The following is a 13705-nucleotide window of genomic DNA, read 5'->3' on the forward strand; positions in this document are numbered from 1 at the left end:
TGACAGGTAGAACCCGCCGCTTCGAAGGGACCATGATCGTGCATCGTCGAGCTGTGACGGCCGTGCTGGCCGCGACCGCGCTCCTGCTGACGGCCGGCTGCTCCTCCGACGGCGGAGGAGGAGGCGGCGGCTCACCGGGCGGCGGGGACAGCCCCGCATCGAGCAGTACGGCCTCCGGGTCCTCGCCCACCCGGCAGGCCGCGGAGGCGACCCCGCCGGCGAAGGGCTCGGTGAAGGTGCTGCGCACGCTCGCCGAGGGCCTCAAGACCCCCTGGGGCCTCGCCCCGCTCCCGGACGGCGACCTGCTCGTCTCCTCACGGGACGAGGGCACGATCACCCGGGTCGACGGACAGTCGGGCAGGAAGACCGAGCTGGGCCAGGTCTCCGGGGTCTCCGCGGCCGGCGAGGGCGGCCTCCTGGGCATCGCCCTGTCCCCGGACTACGCCTCGGACCACATGGTCTACGCCTACTTCACCTCGGACTCGGACAACCGCGTCGTCAGGATGGTCTACGACGAGCAGAAGGCGTCCGGCGAGCAGCTGGGCGCCCCCGACACCGTCTTCAAGGGCATCCCGAAGGGCTTCATCCACAACGGCGGCCGGATCGCGTTCGGCCCGGACGGGATGCTGTACGCGGGCACGGGTGAGAGCGGCAACACCGGCCTGGCCCAGGACCGCGCGTCCCTGGGCGGCAAGATCCTTCGTCTGACGCCCGAGGGCGACCCGGCCCCGGGCAACCCGTTCCCCGACTCCCCCGTGTATTCGTACGGCCACCGCAATGTGCAGGGCCTCGCGTGGGACTCCAAACAGCGGCTGTTCGCCTCGGAGTTCGGCCAGGACACCTGGGACGAACTGAACGCGATCAAGCCGGGCGACAACTACGGCTGGCCCACCGCAGAGGGCAAGTCCGACGACAAGAAGTTCCACGACCCGATAGCCCAGTGGCACACCGACGACGCCTCCCCCAGCGGTGTCGCCTACGCCGAGGGCTCCATCTGGATGGCCGGCCTGAAGGGCCGGCGCCTGTGGCGCGTGCCGTTGAAGGGCACGGCGGCCTCGGCCGACCCGCAGGCATTCCTGAAGGGTGAGTACGGCCGGCTGCGCACGGTGGTCTCCGCGGGCGGGAACAAGCTGTGGCTCGTCACCAGCAACACCGACGGCCGCGGCAGCCCCAAGGCGGGGGACGACAAGATCCTGGAGATACAGGTCAGCTAGCCGGACGCTGCTCCGAGTCCGAGTCCGAGTCCGAGTCCCAGTGCGAGTCCCGCTCCGAGGTCACGTCCTCGTCCGGCTCGGGCCGGCGGACGACGACCTTCCCGGACGTGAGATCTATCGGTCCGTGTCCGGGGTCGCCGTCGCCGACGTCCTCTCGGGTCAGCTCCAGCCGGTTCTGCTCGTCACGGGTGTGCTTGCGGCCGGGCGCGAACAGTTCCTCGAACATGTTGAACATGCAGCCTCCCCTGCCGGTCCCCTACACCGTACGCCTCAGTCGGTGATCGGCGCGTGGAGAGCCTCCGCCGGGAACAGCCCCAGCCGGTGCGCCACCGCCGCCGCTTCCCCCCGTCCGGAGACGCCGAGCTTGGCGAGGATGTTGGACACGTGGACGCTTGCCGTCTTCGGGGAGATGAAGAGTTCCTCGGCGATCTGGCGGTTGGTGCGGCCGAGCGCGACCAGGCCCAGGACGTCGCGTTCGCGGCCGGTGAGGCCGAGGGAGCGGACCGGGTCGCCCCGGTCGGCCGGTGAGGCCGCGGTCAGGGTGAGGCGGGCGCGCTGGGCGAGGAGCGTGACCGCGTCGGCGAGCGGCCGGGCGCCGAGATGGCCGGCGGTGGCGTGGGCGAGGCGCAGGAGTTCGGTGGCCCGGTCGCGTTCGGGCTGCTCGGCGCCTCCGGGTACCGACAGGAGGGCCTGGCCGAGCCGGTGGCGGACGCGGGCGAGGTCGTAGGGGCGTTCCAGGGGCTCGAGGGCGGCGAGGGCCTCCCACCAGTGGTCCGGGGTGTCGGCGCGCTCGGCGCGCAGCAGTTCGGCGCGCAGCCAGCGTTCGTGGGCCAGCCAGACGGGCGCGTTGGTGGCGAGGGACCTGGCGGCCTCCCGGATGCGGTCGAGGATCTTCGTGCGGCCCTGTTCGGCGACGGGCAGGCCGAGGCTGTCGGCCTCCATGGTGGCGGCGGTGAGCAGCAGGGGCCAGGCGTAGCGCTGGGTGCCGGGCGGGAAGCCGGAGTCCAGGACGCGTTCGAGTTCGGCGCGGGCGTCCAGGAGGCGGCTTTCGCCGGCGGCGATGCCGATGGTGATGTCGGCGAGGGGGAGTTCATGTTGCGGGGCATGGTCGCGGGAACCGAAGTAGCCGCGTGCGGCGGCCAGTTGGCGTGCGGCCTCGGTCAGCTCGCCGCGGGCGAGCGAGAGGGCAGCCCGGTTCACGGCGTGGAAGCCGCGGGGCTTGGCGCTCTGGCCGACGCGCTCGGCCTGCGAAGCGGCTTCCGCGGCCCGGTCCCAGTGCCCCAGGGAGTAGCGGGACTCGGCGAGATTTGCCCAGATCCAGGCCTCCTTGTCGGAAAGGCCGTGCCGTCGTGCGTGAGTGAGCCCGTCCTGCAGCACCTCCACGGCTTCCCGGGAGCGGCCGATGCCTTCGAGGGAGGAGGGCACATTGACGTAGGCGCGGCTCGCGACGCTGGCGATGTTGTCGTCGAGGGTCCGCCGCAGGACGTCGAACATCTCGTCAAGGCCGGTTTCGACACTGCCGGCCTCCACCACCAGGCCGGCGAGGGTGAGCCGCGCGTTCATCTCGATCTCGCGGGCGCCGACCATGCGGGCGTACTCCACCGCGCGTTCGGCGGCCGAGAAGGCCTCCGGGCCGGGGACGTGCACATGGGACCAGTTGGCGACGGTGGACAGCACCTCGGCGTGCACCTCGGACGGTGGCAGGCCGCGCACCAGGTCCTCGGCGGTGGCCAGTTCGGCCCAGCCGTCGCCGCGGGTCAGCCCCTGGACGAGATGGGAGCGCTGGACCCAGAACCAGGCGGCGCGCAGGGGGTCCCCGTCGTCCGCGAGGAGGTGCAGCGCCCGCTTGGTGATCTTCAGGGCGCGTTCGCGTTCGCCGCCCAGGCGGCCGGCGACGGCGGCCTCGGCCATCAGGTCGAGGTAGCGCAGCGGGGTGGTGGCCGGGTCGCAGCCACAGGGAGGATAGACCTCCGTGTAGTCGATGGGGCGCAGGGCGGCCCTGACGGCCTCGGGGGCGGTGTCCCACAGCTCCATCGCGCGTTCCAGGAACTGCAGTTGTTCGGAGTAGGCGTGCCGGCGGCGTGCGGTGACGGAGGCGTCCAGGACGGCGGGCAGCGCCTTGGCGGCGTCGTGGGCGTGGTACCAGTAGCCGGCCAGGCGCATGACCCGCTCGTCGGCGGGGACGAGCGTGGGGTCGGCCTCCAGGGCTTCGGCGTAGCGGCGGTTGAGGCGGGAGCGTTCGCCGGGCAGCAGGTCGTCGGCGACGGCCTCGCGGACCAGGGAGTGCCGGAAGCGGTAGCCGTCGCCGTCGGGTGCCGGGACGAGGATGTTCGCGTTCACGGCCACCCGCAGCGCCTCGATGAGGTCGTCCTCGGCGAGCCGGGTGACGGCGGCGAGCAGCCGGTACTCCACGGTGGAGCCGCCCTCGGCGGCGACCCGGGCGACCCGCTGGGTGCTCTCGGGCAGCCCCTCGACGCGGACCAGGAGCAGGTCGCGGAGCGAGTCGGTGAGGCCGGTGCCGCAGCCCTCGGTGGCGCAGACGGCGAGTTCCTCGACGAAGAAGGCGTTGCCGTCGGAGCGTTCGAAGATCTCGTCGACCTGGGCGGGGTTCGGTTCGGTGGCGAGGATTCCGGCTATCTGGCGGCTCACCTCGTCCCGGTTGAAGCGGCCGAGTTCGATGCGGCGGACGGTGCGCAGGCGGTCGAGTTCGGCGAGCAGGGGGCGCAGCGGGTGGCGGCGGTGGATGTCGTCGGAGCGGTAGGTGGCGAGGACGACCAGGCGGCCGGTGCGCAGGGTGCGGAAGAGGTAGGCCAGGAGGTGGCGGGTGGAGGCGTCGGCCCAGTGCAGGTCCTCCAGGACGACGACGACGGTGCGTTCGGCGGCGACGCGTTCCAGGAGGCGGGCGGTGAGTTCGAAGAGACGGGCCAGGCTCTCCTCGTCGTGCCGTCCGGTGCCCCGGGCGGGGAGTGTCTCGCCGACCTCGGGGAGCAGCCTGGCCAGTTCCTCCTCCTGGCCCGCGGCCGCGGCGGCCAGTTCGTCGGGCAGGGCGCGGCGCAGGGCGCGAAGGGCGGTGGAGAAGGGTGCGAAGGGCAGTCCGTCGGCGCCGATCTCCACACAGCCGCCGAGGGCGACGACCGCGCCCTGCCGGCAGGCGGCGGTGGCGAACTCCTCGACGAGCCGGGTCTTGCCGACGCCGGCCTCGCCGCCGAGCAGCAACGCCTGTGGCTCTCCTGCGGTGCCAGAAGCCTGGGAGGTACCGCCGGCGGCGCGGGCGAGCGCTTCGTTCAGGCTGTTCAGCTCTTCGGCGCGGCCGACGAACACGGGACTGACGGACCTGGTCTCCACAGGCCCGAGCATGACACGCGGGTCCAACAGGACGGCACCGGTTTTCGGGGTGGGCCGGGGTTCCCGACCGGCCCTGGTTGCCGGGAGGACGGCCGCGGTGGTGACCGCGGGGACGGACTGAGCCGTGCGGCCGTCCTCCCTCCCCCCGGCGCTCACACCGTGCGCAGGAACCGGTGCCGCCGTGGGCGGCCGGTATGCGAATGGCTCTCTGCGGTGCGTTCGGCGGCTTCGCGACGGGCGGCGCGGCGGCCGCGCAGGGTCTCTCGGACGAGCCGCTCGTGCTCGGCCTGGCGGATGAGGTCGGCGGAGCGGTACTGGGAGATCTCGTATGCGGCGTACATGGTGTCGTCCTTGTCGGAGTCGGTTTCGGGCTTCGCTTTCTGCGATGCCTCTACCTTCGTCTCCGAGGGGGGTCCGCCACATCGGGAGAGTTCCGCATCTTCGGGGGCCGTGGGGGCCTTAGACGCGCGAGAGGGGCCTCAGGGGCTCCGTAAGGTACCTACGGATGTCCTGAGACCCCTCGCGACCTGCGGTTGTTCAGCTGGTGGAGGGCAGGCCCACCAGGAAGTCGGTGTACTTGAGGACGGCCAGGAGCAGGCCGATGACACCGAGCGCGACACCGCCCCAGGCGACGGACTTGATCCAGGCGGCCTGCGGCTTGCCGGGGGCGCCGAAGGCGGGCCGGGCGAGTACGGCGACGCCGACGAGCAGCGCGACCAGGGCGAAGAGGCCGGCCCACAGCGCGCTGGTCTTCCAGGCGTCGCCGTAGACCTCCTTGACCTGCTTGGCGACCGTCGCGGTGGACGAGGTCTGCAACTGGCCGACGAGGGTCTCGCGCGCGGCGGCGACGGTGCCGATCCAGCTGCCGGTGAGGGAGACCAGGCCGAGCGCGGCGGAGACGACGGCGCCCGCGCCCTGGCCGACACCGGTGGGGCCCTCCTCGCGGGCGGCCTCGGGCAGGTCGTCCTCGTCGTCGATGTCGTCGATGTCGTCGACGGCGTTCTCGTCGGCGGCGGTGTCCTCGACCGAGCCCTCGGACTCGGGTGCGGCCCCCGTCACCGCCTCGGTCTTGGCGACGCTCACCTTCTGCTCGTCGGTGGTGGCCTCGGCGCCCGTCTCGGCGCCGGTTTCGTCAGCTGTCTTCGTTCCCATGTCGGGCACGGTACGGATCCTGTCTGAGAGGGTTCTTAATGATCGTTGCGGCCTGCACGCGCGCGTGCCTCACGCCACTCGGGGGCGAGAATCGACCACACCTCGAGGTCGTGCCGTACGCCACGATAGGGGTGGGCCTCGCGGCGGACTCCGTCGCGGGTCATTCCCAGGCGCCGGGCGACGTTGATGCTGGCCGTGTTCCCGGAGGCGGCGACCCATTCGATCCGGTGGATTCCGCGTGCTTCGACCACCCAGTCGATCAGCACCCGCATGGCCCGGGTGATCAGTCCGCGGCCGGTCGCTGCGGGCTCCAGCCAGCAGCCGACCTCGCAGTTGCCCTGAGCGGCGTCGAAGTTCAGGGTCAGCACCCCGCCGACGAGCTTTCCGTCCAGCCAGATGCCGTGGTAGCCGCCGGTGTCGTCGGCGCGCATCCGGGCGTACCGCTGGAGCGTCTCGCGCGCGGAGGCCACGTCGACGGCCTGGGAGCCGAAGGGGATGAACTGTCCGATGAACTCCCGGCCCCGCTCCAGGTGGGCGAGGAACTCCTCGGCGTGCCACGGCTCCAGGGGCCGCAGTTCCGCCCCGTCGTCACCCAGCGCTATCGCGTACATCCCCGTTCCGCTCCTTCTCCAGCTCCTCCACGACCTCGTCCAGCCTTTCATGCGCGGCACGGCACTCGGGCGGCTCGATGCTGATGCGGGGCATCCGGCGGTCCAGCCAGCCGGGCAGCCACCAGTTGGCGCCGCCGAGCAGGTGCATGAGGGCCGGCACCAGCAAGGTGCGCAGGACGAACGCGTCGAGGGCCACGGCGGCGGCGAGCGCGATGCCGAACATGGCGATCACGCGGTCGCCGCTGAGGACGAAGGCGAGGAAGACGGAGATCATGATGACGGCGGCGGAGTTGATCACCCGGCTGGTCTCGGCGAGGCCGACGCGGACGGCCCGCCGGTTGTCGCCGGTCTCCAGCCACTCCTCGTACATCCGGCTGACCAGGAAGACCTGGTAGTCCATGGAGAGCCCGAAGAGGACCGAGACCATGATCACGGGCAGGAAGGGTTCGATGGGCCCGGCGCGACCCAGCCCCAGCAGCTCGCTCCCCCAGCCCCACTGGAAGATCGCCACGACCACTCCGAAGGCGGCGGCGACGGCGGCGACGTTCATCGCGGCGGCCTTCAGCGGGATGCCGACGGAGCGGAAGGCGAGCAGGAGCAGCAGACAGCCCAGGCCGATGACGACGCCGACGAACAGGGGCAGCTTGCCGACGATGACGTGCGCGAAGTCGTCGTACGAGGCGGTCATCCCGCCGACGTGCAGGTCGAGGGAGGTGCCGGTCTCGGCGCGCGGCAGCACCTCGGTGCGCAGCCGGTCCACGAGCTCGCTGGTCTGCCGGGACTGCGGGGCGGAGTCGGGGACGATCGTGAAGTAGGCGAGGTCGCCGCCTGAGTCGTAGGTCACCGGGGTGGTGGAGGCGATGCCCTCGGTGGTGCGGATCGTGGCGTCGAGGTTGTCCAGGAGGAGTTTGTCCTCGGCGCCCTCGACCGGGGTCACCAGCGTCAGCGGGCCGTTGACACCGGGCCCGAAGCTGTCCGCCAGGAGGTCGTAGGCCTGCCGGGTGGTCGCGGACCGGGGGTCGTTGCCCTGGTCGGAGGTGCCGAGCCGCAGGCCGAGGGTGGGCAGGGCGAGGACGGTGATGACCACCAGGGCGATCGCGCCGAGCAGCTTGGGGTGCCGTTCGACGAACGCGGACCAGCGGTGGGCGAACCCGGTCGGCAGTTCCGGCTCGGGCCCGTGCTCGGCCAGGCGGCGCCGCTCGCGCCGGCTCAGGGCGCGCATGCCGATGAGGGAGAGCAGGGCGGGCAGCAGGGTCACGGACGCGGCGACCGTGAGGACCACCGTCAAGGAGGCGGCGATCGCGACGCCGTTGAGGAAGCCGAGCCGCAGGATCAGCATCCCCAGCAGGGCGATGCACACCGTGGCACCCGCGAAGACGACCGCGCGCCCGGTGGTGGTGACGGCGTTCTCGATGGACTCGGTGACACTCAGCCCGCGTTTCAGGCCGCGCCGGTGTCTGGTGACGATGAAGAGCGCGTAGTCGATGCCGACGCCGAGCCCGATCAGCATGCCGAGCATGGGAGCGAAGTCGGCGACGGTCATGGCGTGTCCGAGCAGCGCGATGCTCGCGTAGGCGGTGCCCACGCCGACCAGGGCGGTGGCGATGGGCAGCAGCGAGGCGGCGAGCGAGCCGAAGGCGAGGAACAGTACGAGGGCGGCGACGAGCACACCGACGATCTCGGCGACATGCCCGCCGGAGGACTCGGTGAGGGCGACGGCGCTGCCGCCCAGCTCGACCTGGAGCCCGTCGGCCTCGGCATCCTTGGCGGTGTCCACGACGGCCTTCGCCTCGGAGGCGTCGATGTTCTCGGCCGAGTCGGTGAAGGTGACGGTGGCGTAGGCGGTGTGTCCGTCGGCGCTGACCCGTCCGGTGCCCGCGTCGTCGTAGGGGCTGACGACGGCGGCCACCCCGGGCAGGTCCGCGATCCTGTCCAGGGTGGTGGTCATCGTCTGTTCGACGTCGGCGTCCCGGACCGAGCCCGACGTGACGTGCCAGACGACGGTGTCGCTGTCGCCTCCGAGGTCCGGGAAGCCGTCCTGGAGCAGCTGGGTGGCGCGGCCCGACTCGGTGCCGGGGACCTCGTAGTCGTTCGAGTAGGCGGATCCGGCGACGGCGGCGCCCGCGCTCACCCCGCCGAGGGCGAGGAGCCACAGGAGAACGACGACCAGGCGTCGTCGTACACACCAGCGTGCGAGGGCTGCCACGAACGTGCTCCCAGGATGGTGAATTGTGGATCTTTGACCGGGAAAAGTCGTTCATGACACTTCATGAGGTGAACGGCCCGCAAAGAACGGATGAGCAAGGTGTGCACCACTCTTGCAGGCAAAAGTGATCGTTCAGCTCCATCGTGCGGTTGTTCACAGGAGTGGGAGGCAGATCACAGGACAGTAACGGCGACTCTGTCACCTCAGTCGAACTGGTCGCCCAGCGCCATCACCATCACGCCGACGATCAGCAGCCACAGCGCTCTGCGGGTGCGCCCACGGGAGCCCAGGAGCGCCGCGAGCGCGCACACCACGGCGCCGGACGCGTAGGCCGCCGGCACGAGCGCGGGGGCGGAGCCTGCCGCGCGGAGCACGGCCGCGGCCAGACCGGCGAGGGCCAGCAGGGCGCCGGTGCCGGAGGCCGTCCAGCGGGCCCGCCGGGCGTCCAGCACCTGGCCGTCGTACGCCTCCTGTATGTCGGACGGCTCGGAATTCGCAGGACCGTTCATGGCGGGCGAGCGTAGCGTGTTCCGCTGAGCGACTCCGGGTCCGTCCGGCCCCCGACCGAAGCAGGTGCGTTGTTTGAGCGTCCGACCGAGCTCCGCCGTATCCCTTTCCGTCTTTCAGGACTCAAGGAGCCCGTTCACCGATGCCAGACGACATCACCCCGTCCATGACGGGGCCCTGGAGTGAGGACCTCACCCGGCGGCTGACCCAGGCCCGCTACCCCCGCAGCAACAGCTACGACGTCCGCTGGGTCATCGAGAACCAGATGGGCCCGAACGCGCTGTGGCTGCTGGAGTGGCTCGCGCCCGCCCTGGGCCTGGACACCCTGCGCCCCTGCGCCCGGGTGCTCGACCTGGGCTGCGGCCGGGCGATGACCTCGGTCTTCCTGGCCAGGGAGTACGACGTCCAGGTCACCGCGGCCGACCTGTGGGTCAAACCGGACGAGAACGCCGAGCGCATCGCCGAGGCCGGTTTCGCCGACCGGGTGCTGCCCGTGCACGCCGAGGCGCACGACCTGCCGTTCGCCCAGGGCAGCTTCGACGCGATCGTGAGCATCGACGCGTACCAGTACTTCGGCACCGCCGACCTCTATCTGCCCACGCTGACCCGGCTGTTGAAGCCGGGCGGGCGGATCGGGGTCGTCGTGCCCGCGGTACGGGAGGAGATCGAGGGCGTGGAGCCGCCCGCGCATCTCACGCAGTGGTGGCAGCCCGACTTCTGGTGCTTCCACGCGGCCGACTGGTGGAGGCGGCACTGGACCCGCGGCGGGGCCGTCGAGGTCGAGACGGCCGACTGGCAGCCGGACGGCTGGAAGGACTGGCTGCTGTGGTGCGACGTGATCGCCGAGGAGAGCCCGCAGGAGTTCCATCGCACGATGGCCCGTGAGGTCGGCGAGATGGTACGGGCCGACCAGGGGCGGTCGTTGGGTTTCGTACGGCTCGTAGGACGCCGTAAGTAGGTAGCGCTACGGCCCCGGAGGGCATCCCTCCGAGGCCGTAGCGTGGATCGGCTCAGCCTTCGCCGACGCCCAGCTTCTCCAGGATCAGTTCCTTGACGCGGGCCGCGTCGGCCTGACCGCGGGTCGCCTTCATGACCGCGCCGACCAGGGCGCCGGCCGCGGCGACCTTTCCGGAGCGGATCTTGTCGGCGATGCCCGGGTTGCCGGCGATGGCCTCGTCGACGGCGGCACCCAGGGCGCCCTCGTCGGAGACGACCTTCAGACCGCGCTTGTCGACGACCTCGTCCGGGGTGCCCTCGCCCGCGAGGACGCCTTCGATGACCTGGCGGGCCAGCTTGTCGTTCAGGTCACCCTTGGCGACCAGCTCGGCGACCCGGGCGACCTGCTCCGGCGTGATGGCCAGCTCGTCCAGCGCTGTGCCGGACTCGTTGGCGCTGCGGGCGAGTTCGCCCATCCACCACTTGCGGGCGGAGGCCGCGTCGGCACCGGCGTCGATGGTGGCGACGATCAGGTCCAGGGCACCGGCGTTGAGGATCGCCTGCATGTCGAGGGCCGTGATGCCCCACTCCGCGACGAGGCGGTTGCGGCGCACCAGCGGCAGCTCGGGCAGTGCGGCCCGGATCTCCTCGACCCACTCGCGCGAGGGGGCCACCGGCACGAGGTCCGGCTCGGGGAAGTACCGGTAGTCCTCGGCCTCCTCCTTCACGCGGCCCGAGGTCGTGGACCCCGTGTCCTCGTGGAAGTGCCGGGTCTCCTGGATGATCGTGCCGCCTGAGTTCAGTACGGCCGCGTGCCGCTGGATCTCGAAACGGGCCGCGCGCTCCACGGAACGCAGCGAGTTGACGTTCTTCGTCTCGGAACGCGTGCCGAACTTCTCGCGGCCGTGGGGGCGCAGCGACAGGTTCACGTCGCAGCGCATCTGGCCCTGCTCCATGCGGGCCTCGGAGACGCCGAGCGCCTTGATGAGCTCGCGCAGCTCACGGACGTACGCCCGCGCGACCTCGGGAGCCCGCTCGCCCGCGCCCTCGATCGGCTTGGTGACGATCTCGATGAGCGGGATGCCGGCGCGGTTGTAGTCCAGCAGCGAGTGGGACGCGCCGTGGATACGGCCGGTGGCGCCGCCGACGTGCAGCGACTTGCCGGTGTCCTCCTCCATGTGGGCGCGCTCGATCTCCACGCGGAAGGTCTCGCCGTCCTCCAGCTGGACGTCGAGGTAGCCGTTGAAGGCGATCGGCTCGTCGTACTGGGAGGTCTGGAAGTTCTTCGGCATGTCCGGATAGAAGTAGTTCTTCCGGGCGAAGCGGCACCACTCGGCGATCTCGCAGTTCAGCGCGAGACCGATCTTGATGGCCGACTCGATGCCGATCGCGTTGACGACCGGGAGCGCGCCGGGCAGGCCGAGGCAGGTGGGGCAGGTCTGCGTGTTGGCGTCCTGACCGAGCTCGGTCGAACAGCCGCAGAACATCTTCGTCTTGGTGCCGAGTTCGACATGGACCTCGAGGCCCATGACGGGGTCGTACGACGCGAGAGCGTCCTCGTACGACACCAGGTCGGTCGTGGTGGTCACGGTGAAACTTCCCTCTCAGCCCAGCAGGACGTCGTCGTCGCCCAGCCGCTTCAGCTCGCGGTACAGGATCGCGAGACCGGTGACGATCGCGACGGCGGACACGGTGGCGTCGATCAGGACGAGCGTGTCCTTCTCGGCGCGGGCCTTCTTGAGCCGCTTGGCGACGCCGATCGCGCCGAACGCGGTCCCGGCGATGGACAGGTACGTGCCGGACTTGGACTTCTTGAAGTCCTTCGCCTTGGTCAGCTTGCTCACAGCGACGGTGCCTCCTCGAGGAGCGGGTGCCCCCACCTTTCCACGAAGGCGGCCTCGACGGCGGCGCCGACCTTGTAAAGGCGGTCGTCCTTCAGGGCCGGGGCGATGATCTGGAGGCCGACGGGCAGGTTGTCCTCGGGCGCCAGACCGCACGGCAGCGACATGGCCGCGTTGCCCGCGAGGTTGGTGGGGATGGTGCACAGGTCGGCCAGGTACATCGCCATCGGGTCGTCGGCGCGCTCGCCGATCGGGAAGGCGGTGGTCGGGGTCGTCGGGGAGACGATCACGTCGACCTGCTCGAACGCCTTCTCGAAGTCGCGCGTGATGAGCGTGCGGACCTTCTGCGCGGAGCCGTAGTAGGCGTCGTAGTACCCGCTCGACAGGGCGTACGTGCCGAGCATGATCCGGCGCTTGACCTCGGGGCCGAAGCCCGCCTCACGGGTGAGGGAGGTGACCTCCTCGGCCGAGTGGCTGCCGTCGTCGCCGGTCCGCAGGCCGTAGCGCAGGCCGTCGAAGCGGGCGAGGTTGGACGAGCACTCGGAGGGCGCGATCAGGTAGTACGCGGAGAGCGCCAGGTCGAAGGACGGGCAGTCCAGCTCGACGATCTCGGCGCCCAGCTCCTTGAGGAGGGCGACGGACTCGTCGAAGCGCTGGATGACACCGGCCTGGTAGCCCTCGCCGCGGAACTGCTTGACGACACCGACGCGCAGACCGGCCACGCTGCCGTTGCGGGCGGCCTCGACGACCGGCGGAACGGGCGCGTCGATCGACGTGGAGTCCAGCGGGTCGTGCCCGGCGATGACCTCGTGCAGCAGCGCCGCGTCCAGGACCGTACGGGCGCAGGGGCCGCCCTGGTCGAGGGAGCTGGAGAAGGCCACCATGCCGTAGCGGGAGACCGCTCCGTACGTCGGTTTCACGCCGACCGTGCCGGTGACGGCGGCCGGCTGGCGGATGGAACCGCCGGTGTCGGTGCCGATGGCGAGGGGGGCCATGTGCGCGGCCAGCGCGGCGGAGGAGCCGCCGCCGGAGCCGCCGGGGATCCGGGTGAGGTCCCAGGGGTTGCCGGTCGGGCCGTAGGCGCTGTTCTCGGTGGAGGACCCCATGGCGAACTCGTCCATGTTGGTCTTGCCGAGGATGACCACGTCGGCGGCCTTCAGCTTCCGGGTGACGGTCGCGTCGTACGGCGGGATCCAGCCCTCGAGCATCTTCGAACCGACGGTCGTCGGGATGCCCTCGGTGGTGAAGATGTCCTTCAGCGCGAGCGGGACGCCGGCGAGCGGGCCGAGCTTCTCGCCCTTCGCCCGCTTCTCGTCGACGGCGCGGGCCTGGGCGAGCGCGCCCTCGCGGTCGACGTGCAGGAAGGCGTGCACCTTCTCGTCGACGGCCTCGATCCGGGCCAGGTGGGCCTCGGTGACCTGCACGGCCGTGAGTTCACCGGAAGCGATCTTCTCGGCGGTCTCGGCGGCGGTGAGCTTGATGATGGTGACGTTGTCCGTCATGGCGGTTAGTCCTCCCCCAGGATCTGCGGCACCTTGAAACGCTGCTGCTCCTGGGCCGGGGCGCCGGAGAGCGCCTGCTCGGGGGTGAGCGACGGACGGACCTCGTCCGCGCGCATGACGTTCGTCAGCGGGAGCGGGTGCGAGGTCGGCGGTACGTCCTGGTCGGCGACCTCACTGACGCGTGCGACCGCGCCGATGATGTCGTCAAGCTGTCCCGCGAAGTGCTCGAGCTCTTCGGGCTTCAGCTCCAGACGCGCCAGCCGGGCGAGGTGGGCGACCTCCTCGCGCGTGATGCCAGGCATGCAGCGATCCTCTGGGGTGAGTGCGTGTGGTGTGGGGCCCAATCCTATGGCGCCGAGGGGTGTGGCCGTTAAACGGATTCCGGAGGGGG

The 13705-nt window shown here is 71.1% G+C and carries 13 protein-coding genes; 2 read left to right on the forward strand and 11 right to left on the reverse strand.

Going from position 1 to position 13705, the window contains the following annotated elements; genetic code table 11:
• Positions 1-32: 32 nt before the first annotated feature.
• The gene (locus tag ACFVYN_RS25120; RefSeq protein WP_390002098.1) at positions 33-1214 is read left to right on the forward strand and encodes a PQQ-dependent sugar dehydrogenase; all 1182 of its coding nucleotides are present in this window, start codon (positions 33-35) and stop codon (positions 1212-1214) included.
• Here the strand turns inward: ACFVYN_RS25120 and ACFVYN_RS25125 are convergent.
• From ACFVYN_RS25125 to ACFVYN_RS25155, 7 genes are all read right to left on the reverse strand, one after another.
• On the reverse strand, positions 1207-1449 hold the full coding sequence (locus ACFVYN_RS25125) for a DUF6191 domain-containing protein (RefSeq protein WP_390002050.1): 243 nt from the start codon (positions 1447-1449) through the stop codon (positions 1207-1209). The two genes, ACFVYN_RS25120 and ACFVYN_RS25125, sit on opposite strands and share 8 nt — an antisense overlap.
• 35 nt (positions 1450-1484) lie before the next feature.
• Positions 1485-4571, reverse strand: a complete 3087-nt coding sequence (locus ACFVYN_RS25130; protein WP_390002052.1) for an AAA family ATPase — start codon at positions 4569-4571, stop codon at positions 1485-1487.
• A 140-nt stretch (positions 4572-4711) separates the two neighbouring features.
• A complete protein-coding gene (locus ACFVYN_RS25135; RefSeq protein WP_390002053.1) occupies positions 4712-4900 on the reverse strand; it encodes a hypothetical protein in 189 nt (62 codons plus the stop codon).
• A gap of 196 nt (positions 4901-5096) precedes the next feature.
• A complete protein-coding gene (locus tag ACFVYN_RS25140) occupies positions 5097-5711 on the reverse strand; it encodes a hypothetical protein (protein WP_390002055.1) in 615 nt (204 codons plus the stop codon).
• A gap of 35 nt (positions 5712-5746) precedes the next feature.
• Positions 5747-6322, reverse strand: coding sequence for a GNAT family N-acetyltransferase (locus ACFVYN_RS25145; RefSeq protein ID WP_390002057.1), 576 nt, complete (start codon positions 6320-6322; stop codon positions 5747-5749).
• Positions 6300-8528, reverse strand: coding sequence for an MMPL family transporter (locus ACFVYN_RS25150; RefSeq protein WP_390002059.1), 2229 nt, complete (start codon positions 8526-8528; stop codon positions 6300-6302). Before ACFVYN_RS25150 ends, ACFVYN_RS25145 begins: the two co-directional genes overlap by 23 nt.
• A 203-nt stretch (positions 8529-8731) precedes the next feature.
• On the reverse strand, positions 8732-9037 hold the full coding sequence (locus ACFVYN_RS25155; protein ID WP_390002061.1) for a hypothetical protein: 306 nt from the start codon (positions 9035-9037) through the stop codon (positions 8732-8734).
• A 140-nt stretch (positions 9038-9177) separates the two neighbouring features.
• On the opposite strand from ACFVYN_RS25155, the gene ACFVYN_RS25160 reads away from it, so the two are divergent.
• Entirely contained in the window at positions 9178-9993 is an 816-nt protein-coding gene (locus ACFVYN_RS25160) for an SAM-dependent methyltransferase (RefSeq protein WP_390002063.1), read from the forward strand.
• A 52-nt stretch (positions 9994-10045) separates the two neighbouring features.
• Here the strand turns inward: ACFVYN_RS25160 and gatB are convergent, their stop codons facing one another.
• The 4 genes from gatB to gatC are packed head-to-tail and all read right to left on the reverse strand — an operon-like array spanning position 10046 to position 13616.
• Entirely contained in the window at positions 10046-11560 is a 1515-nt protein-coding gene (gene gatB / locus ACFVYN_RS25165) for an Asp-tRNA(Asn)/Glu-tRNA(Gln) amidotransferase subunit GatB (RefSeq protein ID WP_390002065.1), read from the reverse strand.
• 15 nt (positions 11561-11575) lie between these two features.
• Complete coding sequence (locus tag ACFVYN_RS25170) at positions 11576-11815, reverse strand: hypothetical protein (protein ID WP_007384862.1); 240 nt, start codon at positions 11813-11815, stop codon at positions 11576-11578.
• Positions 11812-13314, reverse strand: a complete 1503-nt coding sequence (gene gatA / locus ACFVYN_RS25175) for an Asp-tRNA(Asn)/Glu-tRNA(Gln) amidotransferase subunit GatA (RefSeq protein WP_390002067.1) — start codon at positions 13312-13314, stop codon at positions 11812-11814. The genes ACFVYN_RS25170 and gatA overlap by 4 nt, the downstream gene beginning before the upstream one ends.
• 5 nt (positions 13315-13319) lie before the next feature.
• Entirely contained in the window at positions 13320-13616 is a 297-nt protein-coding gene (gatC, locus tag ACFVYN_RS25180; RefSeq protein ID WP_007384860.1) for an Asp-tRNA(Asn)/Glu-tRNA(Gln) amidotransferase subunit GatC, read from the reverse strand.
• Positions 13617-13705 lie beyond the last annotated feature (89 nt).

The organism is Streptomyces sp. NPDC058307 (assembly GCF_042880295.1).
Classification (GTDB): domain Bacteria; phylum Actinomycetota; class Actinomycetes; order Streptomycetales; family Streptomycetaceae; genus Streptomyces.

Excerpts from the sequence above, each read along its gene's own strand:
- ACFVYN_RS25125 (WP_390002050.1), bottom strand. The coding sequence starts at position 1,449 with ATGTTCAACATGTTCGAGGAACTGTTCGCGCCCGGCCGCAAGCACACC.
- ACFVYN_RS25160 (WP_390002063.1), top strand. The coding sequence starts at position 9,178 with ATGCCAGACGACATCACCCCGTCCATGACGGGGCCCTGGAGTGAGGAC.
- ACFVYN_RS25140 (WP_390002055.1), bottom strand. The coding sequence starts at position 5,711 with ATGGGAACGAAGACAGCTGACGAAACCGGCGCCGAGACGGGCGCCGAG.
- ACFVYN_RS25135 (WP_390002053.1), bottom strand. The coding sequence starts at position 4,900 with ATGTACGCCGCATACGAGATCTCCCAGTACCGCTCCGCCGACCTCATC.
- gatA (WP_390002067.1), bottom strand. The coding sequence starts at position 13,314 with ATGACGGACAACGTCACCATCATCAAGCTCACCGCCGCCGAGACCGCC.
- ACFVYN_RS25130 (WP_390002052.1), bottom strand. The coding sequence starts at position 4,571 with ATGCTCGGGCCTGTGGAGACCAGGTCCGTCAGTCCCGTGTTCGTCGGC.
- ACFVYN_RS25120 (WP_390002098.1), top strand. The coding sequence starts at position 33 with ATGATCGTGCATCGTCGAGCTGTGACGGCCGTGCTGGCCGCGACCGCG.
- ACFVYN_RS25155 (WP_390002061.1), bottom strand. The coding sequence starts at position 9,037 with ATGAACGGTCCTGCGAATTCCGAGCCGTCCGACATACAGGAGGCGTAC.
- ACFVYN_RS25145 (WP_390002057.1), bottom strand. The coding sequence starts at position 6,322 with ATGTACGCGATAGCGCTGGGTGACGACGGGGCGGAACTGCGGCCCCTG.
- gatC (WP_007384860.1), bottom strand. The coding sequence starts at position 13,616 with ATGCCTGGCATCACGCGCGAGGAGGTCGCCCACCTCGCCCGGCTGGCG.